The organism is Escherichia sp. E1130 (genome assembly GCF_005781065.1).
Taxonomy (GTDB): Bacteria; Pseudomonadota; Gammaproteobacteria; order Enterobacterales; family Enterobacteriaceae; genus Escherichia.
Window position 1 is genome coordinate 537,192 of sequence record NZ_VATL01000012.1, and the last position, 25,259, is coordinate 562,450.

At 48.8% G+C, this 25,259-nt stretch carries 19 protein-coding genes and 1 CRISPR repeat array; of the genes, 16 read left to right on the forward strand and 3 right to left on the reverse strand.

Annotated elements, in window-relative coordinates; genetic code table 11:
• Positions 1-128 precede the first annotated feature (128 nt).
• Positions 129-1,787, forward strand: a complete 1,659-nt coding sequence (locus FEK66_RS13225; RefSeq protein ID WP_130205249.1) for an ATP-dependent endonuclease — start codon at positions 129-131, stop codon at positions 1,785-1,787.
• Here FEK66_RS13225 and FEK66_RS13230 read toward each other — a convergent pair.
• The gene (locus tag FEK66_RS13230) at positions 1,784-2,740 is read right to left on the reverse strand and encodes a VirK/YbjX family protein (protein ID WP_138211481.1); all 957 of its coding nucleotides are present in this window, start codon (positions 2,738-2,740) and stop codon (positions 1,784-1,786) included. The genes FEK66_RS13225 and FEK66_RS13230 overlap by 4 nt on opposite strands.
• 151 nt (positions 2,741-2,891) lie before the next feature.
• Here FEK66_RS13230 and macA point away from each other — a divergent pair, with 151 nt between their 5' ends.
• Together macA and macB are read left to right on the forward strand one after the other, a co-directional pair.
• Positions 2,892-4,007 carry a macrolide transporter subunit MacA gene (gene macA / locus FEK66_RS13235; protein ID WP_135493619.1) on the forward strand — a complete coding sequence of 372 codons (1,116 nt, stop codon included), beginning with the start codon at positions 2,892-2,894 and terminating at the stop codon, positions 4,005-4,007.
• The gene (gene macB, locus FEK66_RS13240; protein ID WP_135492098.1) at positions 4,004-5,950 is read left to right on the forward strand and encodes a macrolide ABC transporter ATP-binding protein/permease MacB; all 1,947 of its coding nucleotides are present in this window, start codon (positions 4,004-4,006) and stop codon (positions 5,948-5,950) included. The genes macA and macB overlap by 4 nt, the downstream gene beginning before the upstream one ends.
• Before the next feature lie 72 nt (positions 5,951-6,022).
• Here macB and cspD read toward each other — a convergent pair whose 3' ends face one another.
• Entirely contained in the window at positions 6,023-6,247 is a 225-nt protein-coding gene (cspD, locus tag FEK66_RS13245; protein ID WP_064530179.1) for a cold shock-like protein CspD, read from the reverse strand.
• 149 nt (positions 6,248-6,396) lie between these two features.
• On the opposite strand from cspD, the gene FEK66_RS26000 reads away from it, so the two are divergent.
• The 13 genes from FEK66_RS26000 to FEK66_RS13310 all read left to right on the forward strand — a co-directional run bounded on the left by FEK66_RS26000 (position 6,397) and on the right by FEK66_RS13310 (position 23,870).
• Positions 6,397-6,471, forward strand: a complete 75-nt coding sequence (locus FEK66_RS26000) for a hypothetical protein (RefSeq protein ID WP_214251107.1) — start codon at positions 6,397-6,399, stop codon at positions 6,469-6,471.
• Between the two features lie 98 nt (positions 6,472-6,569).
• The gene (gene clpS, locus FEK66_RS13250) at positions 6,570-6,890 is read left to right on the forward strand and encodes an ATP-dependent Clp protease adapter ClpS (RefSeq protein ID WP_000520781.1); all 321 of its coding nucleotides are present in this window, start codon (positions 6,570-6,572) and stop codon (positions 6,888-6,890) included.
• A 30-nt stretch (positions 6,891-6,920) separates the two neighbouring features.
• A complete protein-coding gene (gene clpA, locus FEK66_RS13255) occupies positions 6,921-9,197 on the forward strand; it encodes an ATP-dependent Clp protease ATP-binding subunit ClpA (protein ID WP_135493620.1) in 2,277 nt (758 codons plus the stop codon).
• Positions 9,198-9,410: 213 nt separating this feature from the next.
• Positions 9,411-10,159: direct repeats of the CRISPR family, unit length 28 nt; unit sequence GTTCACTGCCGTACAGGCAGCTTAGAAA.
• 171 nt (positions 10,160-10,330) lie between these two features.
• Positions 10,331-11,314, forward strand: coding sequence for a type I-F CRISPR-associated endonuclease Cas1f (gene cas1f / locus FEK66_RS13260; protein ID WP_131162676.1), 984 nt, complete (start codon positions 10,331-10,333; stop codon positions 11,312-11,314).
• Positions 11,311-14,544 (forward strand): type I-F CRISPR-associated helicase Cas3f, encoded by a 3,234-nt coding sequence (gene cas3f, locus FEK66_RS13265; RefSeq protein ID WP_131162677.1) that lies wholly within the window; start codon positions 11,311-11,313, stop codon positions 14,542-14,544. Before cas1f ends, cas3f begins: the two co-directional genes overlap by 4 nt.
• A 327-nt stretch (positions 14,545-14,871) precedes the next feature.
• Positions 14,872-16,179 carry a type I-F CRISPR-associated protein Csy1 gene (gene csy1, locus FEK66_RS13275; protein WP_131162678.1) on the forward strand — a complete coding sequence of 436 codons (1,308 nt, stop codon included), beginning with the start codon at positions 14,872-14,874 and terminating at the stop codon, positions 16,177-16,179.
• Positions 16,176-17,099 carry a type I-F CRISPR-associated protein Csy2 gene (gene csy2 / locus FEK66_RS13280; protein WP_131162679.1) on the forward strand — a complete coding sequence of 308 codons (924 nt, stop codon included), beginning with the start codon at positions 16,176-16,178 and terminating at the stop codon, positions 17,097-17,099. The genes csy1 and csy2 overlap by 4 nt, the downstream gene beginning before the upstream one ends.
• 10 nt (positions 17,100-17,109) lie before the next feature.
• Positions 17,110-18,111, forward strand: a complete 1,002-nt coding sequence (csy3, locus tag FEK66_RS13285; RefSeq protein WP_138211475.1) for a type I-F CRISPR-associated protein Csy3 — start codon at positions 17,110-17,112, stop codon at positions 18,109-18,111.
• Positions 18,112-18,121: 10 nt separating this feature from the next.
• Positions 18,122-18,676, forward strand: a complete 555-nt coding sequence (cas6f, locus tag FEK66_RS13290; protein WP_138211476.1) for a type I-F CRISPR-associated endoribonuclease Cas6/Csy4 — start codon at positions 18,122-18,124, stop codon at positions 18,674-18,676.
• A gap of 385 nt (positions 18,677-19,061) precedes the next feature.
• Positions 19,062-19,610: a fimbrial protein YehD gene (gene yehD / locus FEK66_RS13295; protein ID WP_138211477.1), complete on the forward strand. Its 549-nt coding sequence runs from the start codon at positions 19,062-19,064 to the stop codon at positions 19,608-19,610.
• 53 nt (positions 19,611-19,663) lie between these two features.
• Positions 19,664-20,344 carry a fimbrial assembly chaperone gene (locus FEK66_RS13300; protein ID WP_138211478.1) on the forward strand — a complete coding sequence of 227 codons (681 nt, stop codon included), beginning with the start codon at positions 19,664-19,666 and terminating at the stop codon, positions 20,342-20,344.
• 14 nt (positions 20,345-20,358) lie between these two features.
• Positions 20,359-22,845, forward strand: a complete 2,487-nt coding sequence (locus FEK66_RS13305; protein ID WP_138211479.1) for a fimbrial biogenesis outer membrane usher protein — start codon at positions 20,359-20,361, stop codon at positions 22,843-22,845.
• 11 nt (positions 22,846-22,856) lie between these two features.
• Positions 22,857-23,870 carry a fimbrial protein gene (locus FEK66_RS13310; protein ID WP_138211480.1) on the forward strand — a complete coding sequence of 338 codons (1,014 nt, stop codon included), beginning with the start codon at positions 22,857-22,859 and terminating at the stop codon, positions 23,868-23,870.
• Positions 23,871-23,950: 80 nt separating this feature from the next.
• On the opposite strand, the gene FEK66_RS13315 is transcribed toward FEK66_RS13310, so the two are convergent.
• Positions 23,951-25,206, reverse strand: a protein-coding gene (locus FEK66_RS13315) for an IS3 family transposase (RefSeq protein ID WP_130261356.1) whose coding sequence is annotated in 2 segments (ribosomal slippage) — positions 23,951-24,855 and positions 24,855-25,206 — 1,257 coding nt in all. Because the reading frame shifts where the segments join, the coding sequence is not laid out codon by codon here.
• Between the last annotated feature and the right edge of the window lie 53 nt (positions 25,207-25,259).

Below are 25,259 nucleotides of genomic sequence, written 5' to 3' on the forward strand. Positions count from 1 at the left end.
TCTGACACAATTATTCGCTCATTTTTCAGACATTTGCCATGCTTAATTGTGATGTCATCACGTATTGCTACAGCCTTTCTCGTTATACTGCTGGGGTAAAGGATAAGTTACATATTTCTGGAGGGGATATGATTCTTGAGCGCGTTGAAATTGTGGGCTTTCGCGGCATTAATCGATTGTCATTGATGCTGGAACAAAACAACGTCCTGATTGGGGAGAACGCGTGGGGTAAATCCAGTTTACTGGACGCCTTAACCCTGCTGTTATCGCCAGAGTCAGATCTCTACCATTTTGAGCGCGATGATTTCTGGTTTCCGCCGGGGGATATCAACGGGCGAGAACATCATTTGCATATCATTCTGACCTTTCGTGAGTTGCAGCCAGGACGGCATCGGGTGCGCCGTTATCGTCCGCTGGAAGCGTGCTGGACGCCATGCACTGATGGTTATCACCGCATTTTTTATCGCCTGGAAGGGGAAAGTGCGGAAGACGGTAGCGTGATGACGTTACGCAGCTTTCTTGATAAAGACGGTCATCCGATTGATGTCGAAGATATTAACGATCAGGCGCGTCATGTGGTGCGTTTAATGCCGGTTCTGCGTTTGCGCGACGCCCGTTTTATGCGCCGCATTCGCAATGGAACTGTACCAAATGTACCCAATGTGGAAGTCACCGCGCGCCAGTTGGATTTTCTCGCCCGCGAGTTATCCTCACACCCGCAAAATCTCTCCGATGGGCAGATTCGCCAGGGGCTTTCGGCAATGGTGCAACTGCTTGAGCATTATTTCTCGGAGCAAGGGGCCGGGCAGGCGAGATATCGCTTAATGCGTCGGCGAGCCAGCAATGAGCAACGGAGCTGGCGTTACCTTGATATCATCAACCGGATGATTGACAGACCAGGGGGGCGTTCGTATCGGGTCATTTTACTCGGTCTGTTTGCCACTTTATTGCAGGCAAAAGGGTCATTGCGACTGGATAAAGACGCGCGTCCGTTATTGCTAATTGAAGATCCAGAAACCCGCCTGCATCCGATTATGCTTTCCGTTGCCTGGCATCTGTTGAATCTTTTGCCTTTACAACGTATTGCTACCACCAACTCTGGCGAGCTGCTTTCGTTAACTCCAGTGGAACATGTTTGCCGCCTGGTGCGTGAATCTTCTCGTGTTGCCGCCTGGCGTCTGGGGCCAAGTGGCTTGAGCACCGAAGACAGCCGCCGCATCTCTTTTCACATTCGTTTTAATCGTCCGTCATCGCTGTTTGCTCGCTGCTGGTTGCTGGTGGAAGGGGAAACAGAAACCTGGGTTATCAACGAACTGGCGCGCCAGTGTGGACACCATTTCGATGCCGAAGGGATTAAGGTCATTGAGTTTGCTCAGTCCGGGCTAAAACCACTGGTGAAATTTGCCCGGCGGATGGGGATTGAGTGGCATGTGCTGGTCGATGGCGATGAAGCCGGGAAGAAATATGCCGCAACGGTGCGCAGCCTGCTGAATAACGATCGCGAAGCTGAACGTGAACATTTGACAACGTTACCGGCGCTGGATATGGAACATTTTATGTATCGCCAGGGGTTTTCCGACGTGTTCCATCGCGTGGCGCAGATCCCGGAAAACGTGCCGATGAATTTGCGCAAAATTATTTCAAAAGCGATCCATCGCTCTTCCAAGCCCGACCTTGCCATTGAAGTGGCAATGGAGGCCGGACGTCGTGGTGTGGACTCCGTACCGACGCTGCTGAAAAAAATGTTCTCACGCGTGCTGTGGCTGGCGCGCGGTCGGGCTGATTAACCGCAAAACATCCTTGCCATCTGCGGCTGAATAGCGTCAAGCATCTCGTAGCGTCGACGGTATTCAGCCCGTTTTTTACTGGCGAGATCCACAATCTCTTTTCGTGCTATCTGACCTGGAAGGCGGTAATGGCGTTCAGCGTCGCATTCGCCACCGACCGATTCCCAGAACGCGTTATAGTCAGCATGGATTTTTCCTTCCTTATCGCGATAACGCAGGCTGCGGTAAATATGTGTTTCATTGCTGACAGCAATAATTTGTTCGACCTGTAAGCGTTGGGCGAAGAGGCAGACCGCTTCCATCACGAGTCGTTTGGGAAATAGCCCGTGGCAGGCTTTCGTCGCATTCTGGATCTGTTGGTGTGGAATTTCCCATTTCGCGCCTTGCAGCCCGCCTATAAATAACGTCCTTTTCCCCTGATACTCACACAGTGTAAATGTGATCTCCGCCAGAGGAATACCTTCGCTGTTGCGGAACAGAATTGTGCTGTCACCTTCCTTATCCATTGAGATCATCATGGTCAGTTCAAGCGTGAACTGCTCGCCGTTTTTTCCTTCCAGCTTCGCAAGTTGCAGTCCCGGGGTGTTCAAATATAAGCTGAACTCTTCCGCCGACATGCACGCGCGCAGCAACGCATAATGGTAACGTAACGCCTCCAGCAATTGCTTACGGGTCATATTCACGGCAAGGTAAGGGCGATGCAGGCGAACCGGCAGGCGCGGCTGACGCGTTAACAGCGTTCTGAGATTAGGCCATTGGGAGAGTTCGTTCATCCACTCAACGCTTAAACGCGGCATAATCAAAGAGCGCAGCAAAAATTTCTGGCGAAACCGACGGCGATGCCAGAATTTACCCGGCCGCCACTGACCCCCTGCCAGATTAAGGAAAAGAGACATGCTGCTAAGAGATTCAGATGGTGTAAATGCTCGTTCAGTGATCTGAGACATATTCATAAAATCAATGATTATACGTAACACCGATTTCACCATCGGGCATCTTAACCAAACATCAATCGTATAATTACTAACGTAAATTTTAGATTTTTGTTGATGTTTCGTTGAAGTTGGCAGCCCCGTGCGCGCATATGGAGCATTCAGAGTATTTATGAAAAAGCGAAAAAACCTTAAGAAGCGTTACGCTATTGTGCTGGTGATAGTCATCGCTGCGCTGATTGCGTTGTGGAGAACACTCAACGCGCCCGTGCCGACTTATCAGACATTGATTGTCCGCCCCGGTGATTTGCAGCAAAGCGTGCTGGCGACCGGAAAGCTGGACGCGCTGCGTAAGGTTGACGTGGGCGCGCAGGTCAGCGGTCAGTTGAAAACGCTGTCGGTGGCGATTGGCGATAAAGTAAAAAAAGACCAGCTTTTAGGGGTTATTGATCCTGAACAGGCTGAAAACCAGATCAAGGAAGTGGAAGCGACACTGATGGAGTTGCGTGCGCAAAGGCAACAGGCAGAAGCAGAACTGAAACTGGCACGGGTGACATACTCACGCCAGCAACGACTGGCGCAAACGCAGGCGGTTTCGCAACAGGATCTCGACACCGCAGCGACGGAGATGGCAGTTAAACAGGCGCAAATAGGTACTATCGACGCGCAAATCAAACGGAATCAGGCGTCACTCGACACGGCGAAAACGAATCTCGATTACACCCGCATCGTTGCCCCGATGGCAGGTGAAGTTACGCAAATCACCACTCTGCAAGGGCAGACGGTAATTGCCGCACAACAAGCGCCAAACATTCTGACGCTGGCAGATATGAGTACCATGTTGGTAAAAGCGCAGGTGTCGGAAGCAGATGTCATTCACCTGAAACCCGGTCAAAAAGCCTGGTTCACCGTGCTTGGCGATCCGCTGACGCGCTACGAGGGACAGATTAAAGATGTGCTGCCGACGCCAGAAAAGGTCAACGACGCCATTTTCTACTACGCCCGTTTTGAAGTGCCAAACCCCAATGGTTTACTGCGCCTGGATATGACTGCGCAAGTCCACATTCAACTCACTGATGTGAAAAACGTACTCACCATTCCGTTGTCGGCACTGGGGGATTCGGTTGGTGATAACCGTTATAAAATCAAACTGCTGCGTAATGGCGAAATACGCGAGCGCGAAGTGACGATTGGCGCGCGCAACGACACCGATGTTGAGATTGTCAAAGGACTGGAAGCGGGCGATGAAGTGGTGATTGGTGAGGCCAAACCAGGAGCTGCACAATGACGCCCTTGCTCGAACTAAAGGATATTCGCCGTAGCTATCCTGCTGGAGACGAGCAGGTTGAGGTGCTAAAGGGCATCAGCCTGGATATTTATGCAGGTGAGATGGTGGCAATTGTCGGTGCTTCGGGCTCCGGTAAATCGACCCTGATGAATATTCTCGGCTGCCTGGATAAAGCGACCAGTGGAACCTATCGCGTTGCCGGCCAGGATGTTGCCACGCTGGACGCCGATGCGCTGGCGCAGCTTCGTCGCGAGCATTTCGGCTTTATTTTCCAGCGTTACCATTTGCTTTCGCACTTAACCGCCGAGCAGAACGTTGAAGTACCCGCCGTCTATGCTGGTCTTGAGCGGAAACAGCGATTGCTGCGCGCTCAGGAGTTGCTGCAACGACTGGGGCTGGAAGACCGTGCAGAGTATTATCCGGCCCAGCTTTCCGGTGGCCAGCAGCAGCGTGTCAGTATTGCTCGTGCGTTAATGAACGGTGGGCAGGTGATCCTCGCCGATGAACCTACCGGCGCACTGGACAGCCATTCTGGCGAAGAGGTGATGGCGATATTGCATCAGTTGCGCGATCGCGGGCACACGGTGATTATCGTTACCCACGATCCACAGGTTGCGGCTCAGGCGGAGCGGGTAATCGAAATTCGCGACGGCGAAATTGTGCGTAATCCTCCCGCCATTGAAAAGGTGAATGCCGCCACGGGGACGGAATCGATAGTCAAAACGGCGTCTGGCTGGCGGCAATTCGTCAGTGGTTTTAATGAGGCGCTGACGATGGCGTGGCGGGCGCTGGCAGCGAATAAAATGCGCACCTTACTGACCATGCTGGGGATTATTATTGGTATTGCGTCGGTGGTTTCTATCGTCGTGGTGGGCGATGCCGCCAAACAAATGGTGCTGGCGGATATTCGTTCTATTGGTACGAATACTATTGATGTCTATCCCGGGAAAGATTTTGGCGATGACGATCCGCAATATCAGCAGGCGCTAAAGTACGACGACTTAATCGCCATCCAAAAACAACCGTGGGTCGCCTCTGCCACGCCCGCCGTCTCGCAAAACCTTCGCCTGCGTTATAACAATGTTGATGTTGCCGCCAGCGCCAACGGTGTGAGCGGCGATTATTTCAATGTCTACGGCATGACCTTCAGCGAAGGGAATACCTTTAATCAGGAGCAACTGAACGGCCGCGCACAGGTGGTGGTTCTCGACAGTAACACCCGCCGCCAGCTTTTCCCGCATAAGGCCGATGTGATTGGTGAGGTCATTCTGGTTGGTAATATGCCTGCGAGAGTCATCGGCGTGGCGGAAGAAAAACAGTCGATGTTTGGTAGCAGTAAAGTGCTGCGCGTCTGGTTACCTTACAGCACAATGTCCGGGCGGGTTATGGGCCAGTCGTGGCTGAACTCCATCACTGTAAGAGTAAAAGAAGGCTTTGACAGCACCGAAGCGGAACAACAACTCACCCGTTTGTTGTCGCTGCGCCATGGCAAAAAAGACTTCTTTACCTGGAACATGGACGGCGTCTTGAAAACAGTCGAAAAAACCACACGTACTTTACAACTGTTTCTGACTCTGGTGGCGGTGATTTCGCTGGTGGTAGGCGGCATTGGCGTTATGAATATTATGCTGGTATCAGTAACGGAGCGGACGCGGGAAATTGGTATTCGCATGGCTGTTGGCGCGCGTGCCAGCGATGTTCTGCAACAATTTCTGATTGAAGCCGTGCTGGTTTGCCTGGTGGGCGGCGCGATGGGGATAATGCTGTCGCTGTTAATTGCCTTCACCCTACAGCTTTTTTTACCCGGCTGGGAGATAGGTTTTTCTCCACTGGCGTTGCTGCTGGCGTTTTTATGCTCAACCGTTACGGGCATTTTATTTGGCTGGCTACCTGCACGAAATGCGGCACGGCTGGATCCAGTGGATGCTTTGGCGCGAGAGTGATTTTTGAGATAAAAATGCCAGCCGATCGGGCTGGCATTTTGCCTTTAGGATGTACACAATGAGACAGAAGAGCTATGCGACTGCTACTTCTACTTCGACGGGCACAATAACACTGGCGTGATTGCCTTTTGGCCCTTGGTGGACATCAAACTGAACGGGTTGTCCAGCTTTTAGCGTTCTGTAACCATCCATCTGGATGGTGGAATAATGAGCGAAAATATCTTCGCCACCGCCTTCAGGGCAGATGAAACCGAACCCTTTGGCGTTGTTGAACCACTTAACAGTACCCTTTTCCATGCTTCGACATCCTTCGCAAATCTTATATAAGTAAGATGGAATAAACCGGGGTCAGAGAGGGGGCAGTTCAAAACCTCGCCAACTCTTGAAATACAATTTAGAGAAATGGGGCGAGTCGTCAAGCGTTTGACAGGGGCCAGGGGGTAGGTATGCATCAAAAATTTGAAGCAGTTAACGCTATTGACAGTAATGTCACTGATGTCGCTTATACCAACGATAGATGATAATTATCTATCATGTGGAGTAGATTGGTCAGGCAAATACGCTCTTGTCAGCGGCAGAGCGTTCTGCCGGTAACCGTAACCGAAGATGATAACTGACAATGGGTAAAACGAACGACTGGCTGGACTTTGATCAACTGGCGGAAGAAAAAGTTCGCGACGCGCTAAAACCGCCATCTATGTATAAAGTGATATTAGTCAATGATGATTACACTCCAATGGAGTTTGTTATTGACGTGTTACAAAAATTCTTTTCTTATGATGTAGAACGTGCAACGCAATTGATGCTTGCTGTTCACTACCAGGGGAAGGCCATTTGCGGAGTCTTTACCGCTGAGGTTGCAGAAACCAAAGTGGCGATGGTGAACAAGTACGCAAGGGAGAACGAGCATCCATTGCTGTGTACGCTGGAAAAAGCCTGAATGCAGGTATAAAAATTGGGGGAGGTGCCTATGCTCAATCAAGAACTGGAACTCAGTTTAAATATGGCTTTCGCCAGAGCGCGCGAGCACCGTCATGAGTTTATGACCGTCGAGCACTTGTTACTGGCATTGCTCAGTAACCCATCGGCCCGGGAGGCGCTGGAAGCGTGTTCCGTGGACCTGGTTGCGCTCCGTCAGGAACTGGAAGCCTTTATTGAACAAACCACACCTGTTCTGCCCGCCAGTGAAGAGGAGCGCGACACGCAGCCGACCTTGAGTTTTCAGCGTGTATTGCAGCGTGCGGTCTTCCATGTTCAGTCCTCCGGACGCAGTGAGGTTACCGGAGCGAATGTTCTGGTCGCTATCTTTAGTGAACAGGAGTCGCAGGCGGCGTATCTGTTGCGCAAACATGAAGTCAGCCGTCTTGATGTGGTGAACTTTATTTCTCATGGCACGCGTAAAGACGAGCCATCTCAGTCTTCTGAACCAGGAAACCAGCCGAGCAGTGAAGAACAAGCTGGTGGGGAGGACCGTATGGAGAATTTCACGACTAATCTGAACCAGCTTGCACGCGTGGGCGGAATTGACCCGCTGATTGGTCGTGAGAAGGAACTGGAGCGCGCCATTCAGGTTCTCTGCCGCCGCCGTAAAAACAACCCGCTGCTGGTTGGGGAGTCTGGCGTCGGTAAAACTGCGATTGCTGAAGGTCTTGCCTGGCGAATTGTTCAGGGCGATGTGCCGGAAATCATGGCTGACTGTACGATTTACTCTCTCGATATCGGCTCCCTGTTAGCAGGCACCAAATATCGCGGCGATTTTGAAAAACGGTTTAAAGCGTTGCTCAAACAGCTAGAGCAGGATACTAACAGCATCCTGTTTATCGATGAAATCCATACCATCATCGGAGCGGGCGCAGCGTCTGGCGGGCAGGTAGATGCAGCCAACCTGATCAAACCGTTGCTCTCCAGCGGTAAAATTCGCGTGATTGGATCGACGACCTATCAGGAGTTCAGCAACATTTTCGAGAAAGACCGTGCTCTGGCGCGTCGCTTCCAGAAAATCGATATTACTGAACCGTCGATCGAAGAAACTGTGCAAATCATCAATGGCCTGAAACCGAAGTACGAAGCGCACCACGATGTGCGTTATACCGCGAAAGCGGTGCGTGCGGCGGTGGAGCTGGCGGTGAAATACATTAACGATCGTCATCTGCCGGACAAAGCGATTGACGTTATCGATGAAGCGGGCGCTCGCGCACGTTTGATGCCGGTAAGCAAGCGCAAGAAAACGGTGAATGTGGCGGATATCGAGTCCGTGGTAGCCCGTATTGCACGTATCCCTGAGAAGAGCGTTTCTCAGAGTGACCGCGATACGCTGAAAAATCTTGGCGATCGCCTGAAAATGCTGGTCTTCGGTCAGGATAAAGCCATTGAAGCGCTTACCGAGGCCATTAAGATGGCGCGTGCGGGTTTAGGCCACGAACATAAACCTGTTGGTTCATTCCTGTTTGCTGGTCCAACCGGGGTCGGGAAAACCGAGGTGACGGTACAGCTTTCCAAAGCACTGGGTATTGAGCTTCTGCGCTTTGATATGTCCGAATATATGGAACGTCATACTGTCAGCCGCCTGATTGGTGCGCCTCCAGGATACGTTGGTTTTGATCAGGGCGGTCTGTTGACCGATGCGGTCATCAAGCATCCGCACGCGGTGCTGCTGCTGGACGAAATCGAGAAAGCGCATCCGGACGTATTCAATATTCTGTTGCAGGTGATGGACAACGGCACGCTGACCGATAACAACGGGCGCAAGGCCGATTTCCGTAACGTGGTACTGGTGATGACCACCAATGCCGGGGTACGTGAAACCGAGCGTAAATCCATTGGTCTTATCCAGCAGGATAACAGCACCGATGCGATGGAAGAGATCAAGAAGATCTTTACGCCGGAGTTCCGTAACCGTCTCGACAACATTATCTGGTTCGATCATCTCTCTACAGACGTGATCCACCAGGTGGTTGATAAGTTTATCGTCGAGTTGCAGGTTCAGTTGGATCAGAAAGGTGTTTCTCTGGAAGTGAGCCAGGAAGCGCGTAACTGGCTGGCTGAGAAAGGTTACGACCGGGCGATGGGCGCGCGTCCGATGGCACGTGTGATTCAGGATAACCTGAAAAAACCGCTCGCTAACGAACTGCTGTTTGGCTCGCTGGTGGATGGTGGCCAGGTGACAGTCGCGCTGGGTAAAGATAAAAATGAGCTGACCTACGGGTTCCAGAGTGCACAAAAGCATAAACCGGAAGCCGCGCATTAATCAGATTGTTAAGTAGGTTGGTGAAGTCCGTAATCTCGTCAGGGGTTACGGACTTTTTGTTTATAGGGTGGAGGAAGTTCAGACCCTTTTTTTGGTGATGATGGTAAGTTGTTGATAATTAACGCTGCTGAAAGGTAAGAATAAAAAAGGGTTGTAGCAGGAAAATGAGATGGTTTTGCTTTATTAACAACGGGCTAAACGTGTAGTATTTGAGTTCACTGCCGTACAGGCAGCTTAGAAAGACTTGAATCACTGCGCATGGCTTGAGGGAATGTTCACTGCCGTACAGGCAGCTTAGAAAGGATCCGATTCGGTGTCCGGGAGGTTATCACCGTTCACTGCCGTACAGGCAGCTTAGAAAGGGTGGAGTGTTAATGTCTGCATCCCCTCTTGGTTCACTGCCGTACAGGCAGCTTAGAAAGAACTGACAGGATACAGCCGAACTAGCGTTGCGTTCACTGCCGTACAGGCAGCTTAGAAAGTTCCTCTGCGTTTTTGCGCGTACCTGCCGGGGTTCACTGCCGTACAGGCAGCTTAGAAAAAATGGTGCCAGCAGCGGCAACGGACGAGCCTGTTCACTGCCGTACAGGCAGCTTAGAAAGCCCCGAATAATCAGCAGATTGAGCATCTCTAGTTCACTGCCGTACAGGCAGCTTAGAAATGAGCGACATAGAGCCAGGGACAACAGTCAGGGTTCACTGCCGTACAGGCAGCTTAGAAATTCTTTGTTTTCGCCTGGTTCTGCCATGTGTTGTTCACTGCCGTACAGGCAGCTTAGAAAATCACTCAGAACAAGCATGATCTTTCTGTCCTGTTCACTGCCGTACAGGCAGCTTAGAAATTGTTTGCAAGTGGTGCGGCAAATCATTTCACGTTCACTGCCGTACAGGCAGCTTAGAAAACGGGAAATTAGTTTTTCAGAACGAGCCTTCTTGTTCACTGCCGTACAGGCAGTTTCACAAATACGATGATGGCAGAAATTTAGCTGCGTTATGGCGCTCTCAACTCCGAACCATTAGCCTCAACGTGCAATAACAATTGTGATAATTGCGATAGAAATCAATTTCTCGCACAGAAATCAATGCTGTACTAATCCTAGCTCCTTCAAATAAAAATAATCACAGGATGTGTTTATGTCTTCCAATTACCTTACTCCATCTGACCTCAAAACCATTCTCCACTCTAAACGCGCCAATATTTATTATCTGGAAAAATGCCGGGTGCAGGTGAATGGTGGGCGAGTGGAATATATTACCAGTGAAGGTAAGGAGTCGTACTACTGGAATATCCCCATTGCGAATACCACGGCATTGATGTTGGGGATGGGAACATCCGTTACTCAGGCGGCGATGCGTGAATTTGCCCATGCCGGGGTGATGGTGGGCTTTTGTGGGACGGATGGCACGCCGCTGTATTCGGCAAATGAAGTTGATGTTGATGTCTCCTGGTTCAGTCCGCAAAGCGAATATCGTCCTACTGAATATCTTCAGCAGTGGGTTTCTTTTTGGTTTGCTGAAGATAAACGACTTGCCGCCGCGAAACGTTTTCAGTTAATCCGCCTGACACATATCGATAAGCACTGGACCAGCGCGAAAATGCAGCGTGAACACGCCTTTCAGCCTGATGCTAATGCACTGCAGACCCTACTAAATCGTACTCGTGAAGAAATAGACGCGGCAGAAAACCATGCGCAGCTTATGCTCGTAGAGGCCAAATTGACCAAAGCACTCTACAAAATGGTGAGCCAAACCGTGGGCTATGGCGACTTTACTCGCGCAAAACGGGGCGGTGGGATTGATATGGCTAACCGCTTCCTCGATCAGGGTAATTATCTGGCTTACGGTCTGGCGGCAGTGGCGGCGTGGGTAACCGGGATCCCGCATGGTTTAGCAGTAATGCACGGTAAAACACGTCGCGGCGGCCTCGTTTTTGACCTTGCCGATCTGATTAAAGATGCCCTGGTTATGCCACAAGCATTTATTGCCGCAATGGCGGGAGAAGATGCTCAGGAGTTTCGTCAACGCTGCATCAATATCTTTCAACAAGCAGATGCTCTGGATGTCATGATCACCTCTTTGCAAGATACGGCCCAGGCACTGGCTAAGGCTGATCAATGAATGTTCTGATTATCTCGCGCTGTACAAAAAACGCCCGCATGGAAAGCTGCCGTATTATTGATCAGTTTGCTGAACGCACCGGTGATGCCGCATGGCAAACGGTGATTACTCTGGAAGGCGTTAACACACTCCGCCGTTTACTGCGCAAAACAGCAAGGCGAAATACCGCAGTGGCATGTCACTGGCTGAAGAAGAACGGGCAAATGGAGTTGATGTGGATTGTGGGTAATATTCGTCGTTTTAATGCACAGGGACGCGTTCCCACGAATCGAACACCCCAAACCAGCCTGGTGAACAAGGAAGAAAATCGCTGGCAATGCGCGGAGAGCATTGCGCTGCTGGCGGCTATCGCCGGGTTGTTTCATGATTTTGGTAAAGCAGGACGCAGCTTTCAGCAAAGCCTGACCCATAAGAGCGCACGCAGTTATCAACCTTATCGGCATGAATGGATCTCACTGCGGCTTTTCCAGGCGTTTGTTGGTGAACAGCCAGACGATGTGTGGCTGGAGAAACTCGGGGAATTAACGGCAGATGATGAAGTTGCGATTCTTGAACGTCTACAAAAAGACACACCTCATTTTTCAAATAGTCCATTCAGTTCGCTGCAACCGCTAGCCAAGACGGTAGGTTGGCTGATCCTTTCCCATCATCGAATGCCGGAGAATCTTTCTTCACAGCCGGAACAATCATGCAAAGGGTGTGAAAGTTGGCTGGAGAAGCAACTGAATGCTGACTGGAATGCCGTTAACCACCGCAAAAATGACTGGACGCAACAGGATTTTGAGCAAGTCTGGCAGTTTCCATCAGGAACGCCGCTTCAAAGCGCGAGCTGGCGGGAAAAAGCGCGTCAGATTTCTCGCCGGGCAAGCAACGCGCTCGGTTTAAAGACATACGGGCAGATGGAACAGTTGTTCCCCTTACATATGGCGCGTTTTTGCCTGATGCTTGCCGATCACTACTATTCATCTAATAACGCGCAGCAAAAATGGCAGGACCCGGAATATATCGTCTGGGCAAATAGCGATCGCCAAAGCGGCACGCTCAAACAACGGGTAGACGAACATCTTGTGGGCGTCGCGCATCATGCGTATCTGCTTGGGCGGCAACTGATGCACACACGGGCATCGCTTCCGGCAATTGCCCGACATAAAGGTTTTAGCCAGCGGGCCACAGATGTGAAATATCGCTGGCAAGATAAAGCCTGGGATGTGGCGCGAGCGCTACGTGAACGAAGTCGTGAAGAGGGATTTTTCGGCGTCAATATGGCCTCGACGGGTTGTGGTAAAACCTTTGCGAACGCCCGCATTATGTATGCACTTGCCGACGAGCGAGAAGGGTGCCGATTTACCGTTGCGCTGGGATTGCGCACGCTGACTTTGCAAACCGGCGATGCTCTGCGCAGTCGGCTTGGACTGGGTGAGGATGAGCTGGCGGTACTGATTGGTTCGGCGGCAGTTAAGCAACTGTGGCAGCAGGAAAAAATAGACAATGATTACGGAAGTGCTTCACAAGAGTCGCCAACAGAGGAGCAACAGTTCGTTAAGTACGAAGGCAGCCTGCATACCGGGGCGCTGGAAAAATGGTTGAAGGATGACAGCAAACTTAAGGAGTTAGTTAGCGCACCGATTCTGGTCGCGACGATTGATCATCTTATTTCTGCGACCGAGGGTGTGCGTGGCGGGAAACAGCTTCCGGCGATGTTGCGCCTGTTAACCAGCGATTTAGTGCTCGACGAACCTGATGACTTTGATATTGCCGATCTTCATGCGGTATGTCGTTTGATGAACTGGGCCGGGATGCTAGGAACGCGGGTATTACTTTCCTCGGCGACGCTACCTCCAGGGCTGATTCAGGCGTTGTTCGCGGCTTATCTCGCCGGGCGTAAAATGTGGCAGACGTCTTGTGGTACCAACGGCAGGCCCGTCAATATCTGCTGTGCCTGGTTTGATGAAAAAGATGCTGATGCAACGCAAATTTGCGACGGGCCTGGGTTTCGTGATGCACATGCCAAATTTGTTGCACGGCGAGCGGTGATGCTGGCTGAAAAAGAGCGACTGCATTTCGGGCGTGTTGCTTCAATTTCATCTGCATCAAGCGCGATACAAGACGTTACCGAAAGTGTGGCCCAGACGGTGCATACGCAAATGCTGAAGTTGCATCAGGCGCATCGCCAGCGACACGAAAGCGGTAAAACCGTTTCGCTGGGCCTGGTGCGTTTCGCGAATATCAACCCACTGGTTGCGGTGACCAAAGCCCTGATTGCCATTCCTTCACCAGAAGATGTCTGCATTCATTACTGTGTTTACCACTCCCGACACCCGCTGGCGGTGCGTTCAGATATTGAGAAGCGGCTGGATCGCGCTTTTACTCGTCATAACGAACTCGATTTCTGGAGCAACGAAGATATCGCAGATGCCTTACATAACAGTCCGGAATCGCACCATCTTTTTGTGGTGTTGGGGACATCGGTTATAGAAGTGGGGCGTGACTGGGATGCGGACTGGGGAATTATTGAACCAAGCTCCATGCGTTCGATTATTCAATTTGCCGGACGTATTCAGCGCCACCGTAGAAATGTGCCGACCAGTGAGAATCTAGTTATTTTGCGTAGCAACATCAAATCATTGCAGAAAAAAGCCCCCGCATTTTGTAAACCAGGTTTCGAAACAAAAGAACACTTGCTGAATAGTCACGATATTTGCGAGCTGATTCCGATCGCGGACTACCGGACGATTAACGCCTTGCCGCGGATCCTGTCTGCCAATAATGACAACAAACTGGCGGAGCTTGAGCATGGTCGTTTATCCGCCGAATTAATGAGCAGTAAAAGCAAACATGTGGTGGCGGCGCAATGGTGGCGTGCACCGCTAAGCTGGAACGGCTGGATGCAACGCCAGACGCCATTTCGTTATTCCCCTTTGCCGGAGGCGGTGTTTTTTTTGCATATGGATGATGAAGAAAGCGAAGCGCGTTTCTATTCCCGCACGGGCGACAACGAGCGTAAAGCGCAAGGGAATTTCAGGCGAGAAGAGGTGAGATGCGCCAGCGGCGTCGCTTGCTGGGGCGTGATGGATTACCGACACGTTTTGTTGAATTTAGCTGATAAGCAAGGTTGTGAAATACAGCGTGTTGGAGAAATGTTTGCTGAAGTGAGAGTACCGGTCAGTGAAGAAGATGCGGTCGATGACTGGCGTTATCACCCGTGGTTAGGGGTGTTTCGCAACCTGTGATAGGGGGCGAGCTGCCTGTGCGGCAGTTTACAAGTCCGTATCCGGAGATACCTCTATTTCTTAGCTGCCGATGGCAGTGCGTGAATGTTAGTTATTAAACCATTGTGTGGCAAATATTTTATGCATGGTAATATCACTCTTGGTTATTGCATGGGTTTAACGAGATTGAAACGTAGATACCTCTAGGTGAACTATCCATGATTATCACCACGGGCGTTGCCCCTTTTGCTGTGTGTGTCGTTGTACTGAAGCCTGGTTGGGCTACGGAGATTTTTCAGTGAAGTCAGGGAGCAACTTCAATTTGATGGATTAACGAAAGGAGCCGAGATGGAAAAAACGGCGCTAATACAATTTATAACTGACTACATCGCTTCGCGAAGGCAACCCAAAATCGAAGCCTTTGAAAAAGAAGCAGCAAAGCGACTGGAGCAGGGCGAGGACGCCAGCGTTATCGCTCTGGAGCGACAGGAACTCGAAGCACGCTACCTGCCACGTAACTGGTTAACGGATGCGGCAAAGCGTGCCGGGCAAATCAAATTAGTCACTCATGGCGCTAAATTCAGTCATGGTGATTCTAAAGCCAGTAGCTTTTATCTGGAAACCTCCGCTAACGAAAGCTATTTAAACACGGCATCGTTGGTGAATGTCGCTACTGACGCGATTGGTAACGCAGCCGCACTTGACGTCGCAAAGTTGCTACAAACCGATGTGAACGGAGATTCACTGCTTGCCAGCCTGAAGCGTGGTGATTATCAGGCATTAAGTACGTTTGCAGAGGATAAAGCGCAACTGGAGTTGTGGGTAGCTGGGTTTAGCCAGGCATGGACAACTGGACAGCCTGCCAGCCATAAACTGGCAAAACAAATCTATTTCCCTGTTGCAGATAGTTATCACCTGTTATGCCCACTGTTTTCCAGTTCACTGGCGCAGGCGATGTATGAAAAGCTAACGGCTGTTCGCTTTAGTGAGGAATCGAAAGCCATTCGCGATGCCCGCAAAGCAGGAAAATGGCACTCCCAGCCAGATATCCGGTTTCCTAATCTTGCCGAAATGCATTTTGGTGGCACAAAACCGCAGAATATTTCTCTGCTCAATAGTGTGCGTGGTGGTCGTGTCTGGCTGTTGCCATCAATGCCACCTACCTGGGAGACGCTGGATCGCGCACCACAAAACATGCGCAGTATTTTTTCCCTACGCGGCGATTTCAATCGGGCGGCTTCAGGCATCGTAGCCCGGATGACTTACCTGCTGAAGGTTGACATAAACAATGTTCATATCCGAACTGCGCGGGCGAAATATATTGATGAGTTGATTGATCTGCTGTTCATGCAGGCGTCTTCATTTCAGCAAGAAAAATGGCAGGGATGGTCCGTGCAATCACCAGACTTACCTCGCCACCAACAACTTTGGCTGGACCCGTGGCGAAGCCTCTCAGATGAGACTTTCAAACAGGAGCGTGAGAAAAACGACTGGCAAGAGACGGTAGCCGATGATTTCGCGCGCTGGCTGAACTACCGACTAAAAAAAGCCCGTTTCGATGTCGGTGCTGTCGAGCAAAGGGAGTGGCGCAGTCAGTCCCTTTTTACTCAACGGATGCGTGAAATGGAAGCCGTTTTGCAGGAGGCGCTGAAATGAGTTATCTGCTCTTGTTACCCCATCTACGCATCGAAAACGCTAACGCCGTCTCCGGGTTGACCTGGGGATTCCCGTCGATGACCCATTTTCTCGGTTATGTCCATGCGCTTTCTCGAAAAGTCGTGGATGAATTTGGCGTAAGTTTTGACGGTTGTGCGGTAGTAAGCCATGAACAGCATATTCAGGCGTACAGCTCCGGGCGCGATTTTCAATTCGCTCTCACCCGTAACCCATTAACCAGAGAAGGTAAAACCGCCTCGTTCAATGAAGAGGGCCGTATGCACCTGACGGTTTCTCTGCTGATTGAATGTAATGGCGAAATTACCAATGGTGAATATGGCAGAAAAGCTCTTTGCGACCATCTGAAAATGCTCTGCCAGAGCCACAAACTGGCGGGCGGCAGCATTGTTGACATGCGCGAACCACAGCTTTTTCATGCCCCTGAAGATGAAAAGCAACTGCGTAAAATCATCTGGCGTTTAATGCCTGGCTATGCGCTTTACGATCGCAGTGAATGGCTGGCTGAACATCACCAACAACATCCCGACATATCGTTGCTTGATGCCTGGCTTGATTTTGCTGCGATTAAATATCAGGCCGAATCTCCGGCAGAAGACAACAGCGCACAATGGGTATACCAGCCGAAGCCAATGCCTGGTTTCCTGGTACCGTTAATGTGTGGCTACCAACGCATTTCTCCTGTTTACGCACCCGGTGAAGTTGAAAATGCGCGCGATACCTCAACACCATTTGCCTTTGCCGAAGCAGTTTATGGCATTGGCGAATGGCGCGGATTACATCGTATTACTGGCTTGCAACCGCTGATGTGGCGTTACCGTACAACGGACACTGGCTACTATTGCTCGGCAATACCAGTCGTTGATGACCCTACGATTAATGAAGATGACGATACAGAATAAGGACATAATTATGGCAAAGGCCCCTGTAGCAGTAAAAACGGCGTCAGTACTGGCATTTGAGCGCAAACTGGCAACCTCTGACGCGGTGATGTACGCAGGTAACTGGCAAGGAAATGAATGGCAACCTATTGAGATTCAGGAGAAAGCCGTTCGCGGAACCATCTCCAATCGCCTGAAAGATGCAATTTCCAGTAATGCGTTAAAGCTGAATGCAGAAATCCAAAAAGCCAACTTGCAGCGGGTAGATGTAGCCTCGCTTCCGGTAGATGCGGATACGCTAAAAGTGGTGTTTACGCTGCGCGTGCTGGGTAATTTATCCTCACCTTCAGTATGTAATGATATGGCCTATCAGGAGGCGCTTTCCGGCGTTATTGAAGGTTATATCAGTGAACATGGCTTTAAAGAGTTGGCGCTTCGCTATGCCCTGAATCTGGCAAATGGTCGTTTTCTGTGGCGTAACCGTATCGGTGCCGAACAAATTCAGGTGAAAGTCACCACTAACGACAAATCATGGACTTTTAACAGCCATGGCTTCTCTTTACGTCAATTTGAACAGGGCCAGAGTAGCGTCACGAAACTGGCGGCAACGATTGAACAAGGATTGAGCGGAAAAGAGTGGGTGATGCTTACCGTTGAAGCGCAGGTTCGTCTTGGCGCCGGGCAAGAAGTTTTCCCGTCGCAGGAGCTGGTACTCGACAGCAACAGTAGCAAAAGTCGCGTGTTATACCAGGTGGCTGGCATTGCCGGTATCCACTCTCAGAAGATTGGCAATGCTTTACGTACCATCGATACCTGGCATCCAAAAGTGGATGAATTAGGTGCTATCGCCGTGGAACCATACGGTTCTGTAACCAGTCGCGGTGTGGCCTGCCGCCAACCGAAAGAAAAACTCGACTTTTATACCTTACTGGACAATTGGGTGACTAAAGGGATGAAACCAGACGTTGAGCAGCAGCACTACGTGATGGCTGTGCTGATCCGCGGCGGTGTCTTTGGTGAGAAATCGGAATAAGGAGCTGCCAATGGATCACTACCTTGAGCTCCTCGTTCTACCAGATCCTGAATTTTCGAGCGAAATGTTGATGGCGGCGTTATTTGCCAAACTGCATCGGGCATTAGGTGCAAGAGGGCAAGGCGATATCGGCGTAAGTTTCCCGGACGTAAATGTTATGCCAGGAGCGCGTTTACGCTTGCATGGTAGCGCCCAGACATTACAGGCGCTTGAAGCCTCAGCGTGGCGTAAAGGACTAACGGACTATTGCCAATGTTCACCTGTCACTCCCGTTCCAGAAATAAAGGGCTGGCGAGTAGTAAGCCGTGTGCAGGTTAAAAGTAACCCCCAGCGTCTGTTAAGGCGTTCAGTGAAAAAAGGCTGGCTTACTGAAGAACAGGCGATTGAGCGACTGGCGATGCAAGCTGAACAGCGGACCGACTTACCTTTTCTTAATATGAAGAGTTTGTCGAGTCAGCAACAGTTCAAATTGTTTATCCGACACGGGGATTTGCGTACAGAACCGGTTAAAGGGGGATTCAGTAGTTATGGATTAAGCGCAACCGCTACTATTCCCTGGTTTTGATTGGTTAGTTGGAATGTAATGTATAAAAGACCTGGCCTTACCGTCAGGTCTTTTTGTCTATTGAAAAGCCTATTTCTGGCTGGAAATAGAATAAAGAGTTCAATACCTAACATTGTCATCAGTATACGGATATTTATTTAAAATAAACAACCCGCAATTAATTATACGTATTAATCTACCGTGCAAAGACATCAAATAATGCCGAATAGTAAACAAAGTGAATATTTTTATGGGTATTTTTTGTTTGTTATGTATTTTTTATAATTTGATTTAAATCACGAAAACAACTTGTTTACATTGCGATAGCAAATGTAATTTGCGAAATTCATTTCCGAGAGGACAGAGACTCTTAATCACCTGGAATAAATTAGTTAAGGAATAGACTATGAAACGTTCAATTATTGCAGTTGCAGTATTATCTTCTCTTTTTATGAGCGCAGGGAATGCTGCGGAAGTGGAGAATGCAATGGGTACGTTAAATATTAACGGTAGAGTTGTAGGAACTACGTGTCAGTTCCTGAGTGGCAGTGATAATGCAACAATTGAGATGAGCGAGATTGGTATTGATCAATTTGAAAATGTACAAGTTGGCGCCCCCGTTACTACTTATTCAAATACAACATCTTTACCATTAAAAGTTAAATGTGGGGTTGGTGTTAAACCAAGAATTACTTTCTCCAGTACCCAATTTGAAGGCGCGGATTTAAATATTACTCGTAATACTGGTGATGCAAATGATGTTGGTTTTGCTGTCTTTTATGGACAAGAGGCTAGTACCGGCAACCAGATTACTGGTAATAAACCTGTTGAATTAACACCATCTGAAAATGGTGAGTATGATTTGCATTTTACGGCGCAATACGCAAAAGCAGGTGCTGACGTGAGTAAGGGTGGGGTTAAATCTACTATAACAATGACCGTTGTAACAGAATAATATGATGTTTATCGGCGGCTTTGGCCGCCGATTTCTCAAACAAGGATTGTTTAATGAAAAAATTAATAGCCTTCTTGCTGGCCAGCATGGTCACGCCTGCGTGGGGTGGTGTCTATATCTACGGCACTCGTGTTATTTATCCAGAACAGAAAAAAGAGATTACCGTTCAGTTAATGAATGAAGGTAATCGTAGCGCCCTGGTTCAGTCATGGATTGATGATGGCGATACCAGCCTACCCCCAGAAAAAATTCATGTTCCGTTTGTGTTGACGCCACCGGTCGCTCACGTAAAAGGGGGGGAAGGGCAACAACTCAAAATCAAAAAATTGGCGAATACACTACCAAAAGATCGCGAAAGCCTGTTCTTCCTCAATGTGCTAGACATCCCACCTAATTGCCCCGAATTAGAAGATAAGAATGGCATTAAATTCGCCATGCAAAACCGTATTAAATTTATCTACCGCCCTGAAGGGCTTACTGGCGTGGATAAAGAAAGTTTTCGTCGTCTGAGTATTAAACATGCCAATGGCGGTGTTAATATCAAAAACAACTCCGCAAACTGGATAACTATTCCTGAGTTTACCGGGAATGCAAAGATAAATAAGGAAACGTTGTTATTAGCCCCCTGGTCAGATAAGACTATAACCACAGCCTCAGCCATCAATCAATATACAATTACACTTATTGATGATAATGGAAACTATTTGAGTGAAAAAGTAAAAACCGTCAAATAGATCAGGGATTGATTATGTCTAAACTTAATTCTATTACGCTGGCTATTCTGTCGGTGTTGGCTACTTCTCCTGCATGGGCGGAAGATGAAACATTTGACACCCATTTTATGATTGGCGGATTAAATGGGGAAAAAATTTCTGACTATCATATTGATAGTGATAAGCCGATGCCCGGTATCTATGATATGGATGTATACCTGAATAATCAGTGGCGCGGGCATTATAATGTCGATATTAAAGACGATCCGGATGCAACATGTTTATCCTGGGAGCAGTTAAAGCAAATAGGTATCCTCACTGAAGGCATTAATATTGATAAAGGCGTGGAATGTGTACCACTTCGGGAAGCGGTACAGGGCGGCAGCGTTGACTATGATATTGGACATTTTAACCTGAAGTTAAGTGTACCCCAGGCCTATGTCGTTGAGTATGAACGCGGATATGTCCCGCCTGAGGCATGGGATCGCGGGATTAACGCATTATATACGTCTTATTATGCCAGTCAGTATTACAGTAATTATAAGCACGGAGGAGATAATAAAAATAGCTATTTAAATCTGAATAGTGGTTTGAATCTTCTGGGCTGGCAGTTGCATTCAAATGCCAATTATACGAAAAGTGACGAGAGCAGCGGTAAATGGAAGAGTAACACGTTATATCTGGAGCGCGGAATTCCACAAATTCTTGGCACATTGCGTGCTGGTGAAATGTATACCGGTTCTGATGTTTTTGACTCCGTGCGTTTTCGCGGTGTACGCCTTTGGCGCGATATGCAGATGTTGCCGAACTCTAAACAGAACTTTACTCCAGTGGTGCGTGGTGTTGCCCAAAGTAACGCACTTGTCACTATCGAACAAAATGGCTTTGTGGTTTACCAGAAAGAGGTTCCGCCAGGTCCATTCGCCATTGATGATTTGCAACTTGCTGGTGGTGGTGCAGATCTGGAAGTAACCGTTAAAGAAGCTGACGGTTCGGTGTCGCGTTATCGTGTACCTTATTCATCTGTACCAAATATGTTGCAACCGGGCGTTTCGAAATATGAATTTGCTGCCGGACGTAGTCGTATTGAGGGAGCCAGCGATCAGTCAGATTTTATTCAGGGAAGCTATCAGTATGGCCTTAATAATTTGCTGACACTCTATGCTGGCACGCAGTTGTCTGATAATTACTCATCGTTTGTTCTCGGCACGGGATGGAATACACCGATTGGTGCTGTATCGGTTGATTTTACCCATTCCCACAGTGAACAAGATAACGGTGATGTGTTTAATGGTCAAAGTTATCAGATTGCCTGGAACAAATATCTCTCTCAAAGTGGAACGCAATTTTCGCTGGCGGCCTGGCGTTATTCTTCTCGAGATTATCGTACTTTTAACGATCACGTCTGGGCAAATAACAGGAAAAGCTATAATCTAGAAGATGACTCAGTTTATGATATCGCCGACTATTATCAGTACGATTTTGGTCGTAAGAACAGCTTTTCTGTAAATATAAACCAGTCATTACCGGAAAATTGGGGATATCTGTCGGTCAGCGGTCAATGGCGGGATTATTGGGAACGCAGCGGGACAGGGAAAGATTATCAACTCAGCTATTCGAACTCCTGGGAACGCCTTAGTTATACCTTGTCTGTTAGCCAGACCTACGATGAAGATAACCGCGAAGATAGACGCATTAACTTATATTTCTCAATTCCCTTCTCGTGGGGCGATGGAATCACTGAAAAACGACGAGATTTATTTGTTTCTAACTCGACCACTTTTGATAAAGACGGCTATCGGTCGAATAATACCAGCCTCAGCGGTGTAGCGGGGAGTCGCGATCAGTTCAGCTACGGGGCTAACTTAAGCCATCAACACCAGGGCAGCGAAACAACAGCAGGTGGAAACCTGACCTGGCGTGCGCCATTGGCGACTATTGGTGGCAGCTATAGCCAGTCGAAAAGATATCAACAGGTTAGCGGTAATATTCAAGGCGGTTTAGTCGCGTGGTCGGACGGGGTGGCACTGGCTCCCAGACTTTCCGATACGTTCGCCATCGTCAAAGCGCCGGGACTGGAGGGAGCGGCGGTGCAGGGATATCGTTACCTGACAACGGATAGCAGAGGCTACGCTATTTATGACAACCTGACGCCGTATCGTGAAAATACGTTGATGTTGGATATTGCCGACAGTAAAAGCGATGTGGCGCTACTGGGTAACCGTAAAAACACCGTTCCTTATCGTGGTGCGGTAGTGATGACTCAGTTTGAGACTGATAAACGCAAACCCTGGTATTTCATCTCCCAACGACCTGATGGCTCTCCGTTGCCGTTTGGTTATGAGGTTGAAGATGAAAGTGGCAATAATGTGGGCTTAGTAGGACAGGGAAGTCGGATATTTATTCGCACCAATGATGTTCCCGCGTCGATTCGCGTCTCGGTTAATAAACAGCAGGAACAATTCTGCACTATTACCTTTGATAACGTTATTGATGAGAATAAAGTTTATATTTGTCGTTAAAGGATTTGTTTATGAAGAAATATTGGTTTTTGTTTTTACTGGCTTTGCCATTTTTGGGACAGGCTAAATGTACCTTGGGGCCTAATACAACAGCAAGCCAAACGATAGAACTAGATATGGCACAAGATACGGTAACGGCTGTGATTAATACAAACTTAGTGGATACGTTCACATGTAATGCAACAAGCGATAAAATGTATTATGCAACACCGTTAAAAGATTATATCGTTGAACTTAGAGAGTCGGATTCGGGGAAATCAATTTTTATGAAATTTAACCTTGAGAGTAGTGGTTTTCCTGTTTCTACTGGAACTGATTCCTTGGGTGCTTCTCCAAAAGAATATAACACTCAGGATGTTATAAATACCAAGCCATTCACTCTTAAGGCAGAATATGTTGCACCAACGAGTAAAGTAGACCATACAATAACCACCAATATCGACAAGATAACCATCCCGCGCCCCGCTATTAGCATACTAACAGATAACTCTTGCAATAATAATATCATATCATGGCTTTATTGTTGGTTTTCTGGGCGACTAAATAGTGATGTTTCTTATACTCAGAATATAGAATTTAACATCAAACACAAACCTACAACCTGTAGTTTCTCGCAACCGACTTACGAAATAAGAATGCCAGAAACAACGATAAGTGAGATGCAATCTGCCAATAACTCAAAATCAGGTTCTATAGATCTGGTTTTAAATTGTGACAGTGTTTATAACGTCACGACTAATCCAGTGACTTTTAAAGTTGCGCGCGGTGAATGGGATGATAGTGGAACCATTCTGAAAAACACATCGCTTAATGGTGCTAAGGGAGTTGGGTTCCAGATTTATAATGGTAACGCAACGACACCGTTAAAGCTGGGCGATACACTGATGAACAAATTAACTAAAATGGTCGCCATTGAGAATCAGTACACCTTCCCGATTACCGCGAAATATGTCCGCGTGAAGGAGGAAGCACTACAGCCTGGAGAAGTCCAAAGCAAAGCCATATTTGCCGTATCCTACGACTAGTGGGTATAGTAATCAGCCACTGATTTTCACGTACTTTCGAAGAGGAAGTACGTGTTTTTTATTTAAGGCGCATTAATTGACTAGTCCTGATATAAGTTGACACTTTTCTGTCTGTAAAACGCCTGATGAACGTCATCGGGCGTTTTGTATTTCAGAGCCAGGTGTGGCCGCTCATGGTTATAAATTGCCACGGACTCTTTGACCATTTCCCGGGCCTGCGCCAGGTCTGCAGGACGCGAGAGTAAAAACTCATTCTTCAGGATACCGTTTATTCGCTCAGCCAGTGCGTTCTGGTAGCAGTCGTAACCATCTGTCATTGAACAGGTTATCCCGTTTCTTTCATGGACTGACTGATAGAGCGCTGAGCAATATTGCTGCCCTCTGTCAGAATGATGCACCAGGGGACTCGTCGTTATTCTCAGCCTCAGAGCCTGTCTGAACGCTTTTACCACATTTTCCGTCTGCAGGTTTTCCCCAACATGATAGCCCATAATTTTTCTGGAGCAGGCATCGGTGACCAGACTCAGATAGGCCGTGCCACTGCGCAGTGGAAGGTAGGTAATATCGGCGACCCAGACCTGTTCCGGTTCAAGAGCGGTAACCTGTTCAGGGCCTGGTTTGAGCAGGTTTGGATGCTGGTAGAAGCGATGATGACTGTTGGTGGTTTTGTGATATGCCCGTTTCACGGGCACCAGAAGCCGATTTTCGTCCAGCAGGTTAAACAGACGATCCCGTCCTATAGCCAGGTTTTTACAGGCCTGGGTGTTCAGCAGATAGTGCAGTTTACGCGTACCGATTCGTGGCTGACGACACCTGACGCGGGCAACAAACTTCAGAACCTGAGCATGCTGCTCCTGCCGTTTTCTGCGCCTTGTGTTGTCCTGATACCATGCCTGTCTGCTGTGCCCCAGGAACTGGCATGCGCGCGTAACCGTTATTTTTGGGGCCGGACTTTGCGCGAGGACTTGCCGGGCCGCTTTTTTACGATACTCACTCCGTAATCATTTTTCAGGACATTAATAACCGACTCAAAAAAATCAGCTTTCTGGTTTGTCAGCTCAAGCTGTTCTTCAAGTTCCCTGATTCTTTGCTCGGGTGTCAGCGGGACAGTCGTCAGGGCCACAGGCAGTCTCCTCTTTACCAGATCAGGAAGTCCGGGGCTCCAGTCAAGCCGACCATATTTACGCAGCCAGACAAGAACAGTGGAGCGCCCCTGAATGCCATATCGTAGCTGGGCCTGTTTATAGGTCATCTCGCCTTTTTCGACCTGCTCAACGACGGCTATTTTAAAGGATAGAGGATAATCACGTTGGGTGCGTTTGAACTCAGTCATCATCACGTTCTCCGGATTTAAGTCAGGAACGTGTCAACGCTATTCAGGACGGGTCA

What these genes read in the sequence shown, in the direction of transcription:
- cas3f (WP_131162677.1), top strand. Translation starts at nt 11,311, where the DNA reads ATGAATGTTCTGATTATCTCGCGCTGTACAAAAAACGCCCGCATGGAA.
- clpS (WP_000520781.1), top strand. Translation starts at nt 6,570, where the DNA reads ATGGGTAAAACGAACGACTGGCTGGACTTTGATCAACTGGCGGAAGAA.
- cas6f (WP_138211476.1), top strand. Translation starts at nt 18,122, where the DNA reads ATGGATCACTACCTTGAGCTCCTCGTTCTACCAGATCCTGAATTTTCG.
- cas1f (WP_131162676.1), top strand. Translation starts at nt 10,331, where the DNA reads ATGTCTTCCAATTACCTTACTCCATCTGACCTCAAAACCATTCTCCAC.
- clpA (WP_135493620.1), top strand. Translation starts at nt 6,921, where the DNA reads ATGCTCAATCAAGAACTGGAACTCAGTTTAAATATGGCTTTCGCCAGA.
- yehD (WP_138211477.1), top strand. Translation starts at nt 19,062, where the DNA reads ATGAAACGTTCAATTATTGCAGTTGCAGTATTATCTTCTCTTTTTATG.
- csy2 (WP_131162679.1), top strand. Translation starts at nt 16,176, where the DNA reads ATGAGTTATCTGCTCTTGTTACCCCATCTACGCATCGAAAACGCTAAC.
- FEK66_RS13300 (WP_138211478.1), top strand. Translation starts at nt 19,664, where the DNA reads ATGAAAAAATTAATAGCCTTCTTGCTGGCCAGCATGGTCACGCCTGCG.
- FEK66_RS13230 (WP_138211481.1), bottom strand. Translation starts at nt 2,740, where the DNA reads ATGAATATGTCTCAGATCACTGAACGAGCATTTACACCATCTGAATCT.
- csy3 (WP_138211475.1), top strand. Translation starts at nt 17,110, where the DNA reads ATGGCAAAGGCCCCTGTAGCAGTAAAAACGGCGTCAGTACTGGCATTT.
- FEK66_RS13305 (WP_138211479.1), top strand. Translation starts at nt 20,359, where the DNA reads ATGTCTAAACTTAATTCTATTACGCTGGCTATTCTGTCGGTGTTGGCT.
- csy1 (WP_131162678.1), top strand. Translation starts at nt 14,872, where the DNA reads ATGGAAAAAACGGCGCTAATACAATTTATAACTGACTACATCGCTTCG.
- macA (WP_135493619.1), top strand. Translation starts at nt 2,892, where the DNA reads ATGAAAAAGCGAAAAAACCTTAAGAAGCGTTACGCTATTGTGCTGGTG.
- macB (WP_135492098.1), top strand. Translation starts at nt 4,004, where the DNA reads ATGACGCCCTTGCTCGAACTAAAGGATATTCGCCGTAGCTATCCTGCT.
- FEK66_RS13310 (WP_138211480.1), top strand. Translation starts at nt 22,857, where the DNA reads ATGAAGAAATATTGGTTTTTGTTTTTACTGGCTTTGCCATTTTTGGGA.
- cspD (WP_064530179.1), bottom strand. Translation starts at nt 6,247, where the DNA reads ATGGAAAAGGGTACTGTTAAGTGGTTCAACAACGCCAAAGGGTTCGGT.
- FEK66_RS13225 (WP_130205249.1), top strand. Translation starts at nt 129, where the DNA reads ATGATTCTTGAGCGCGTTGAAATTGTGGGCTTTCGCGGCATTAATCGA.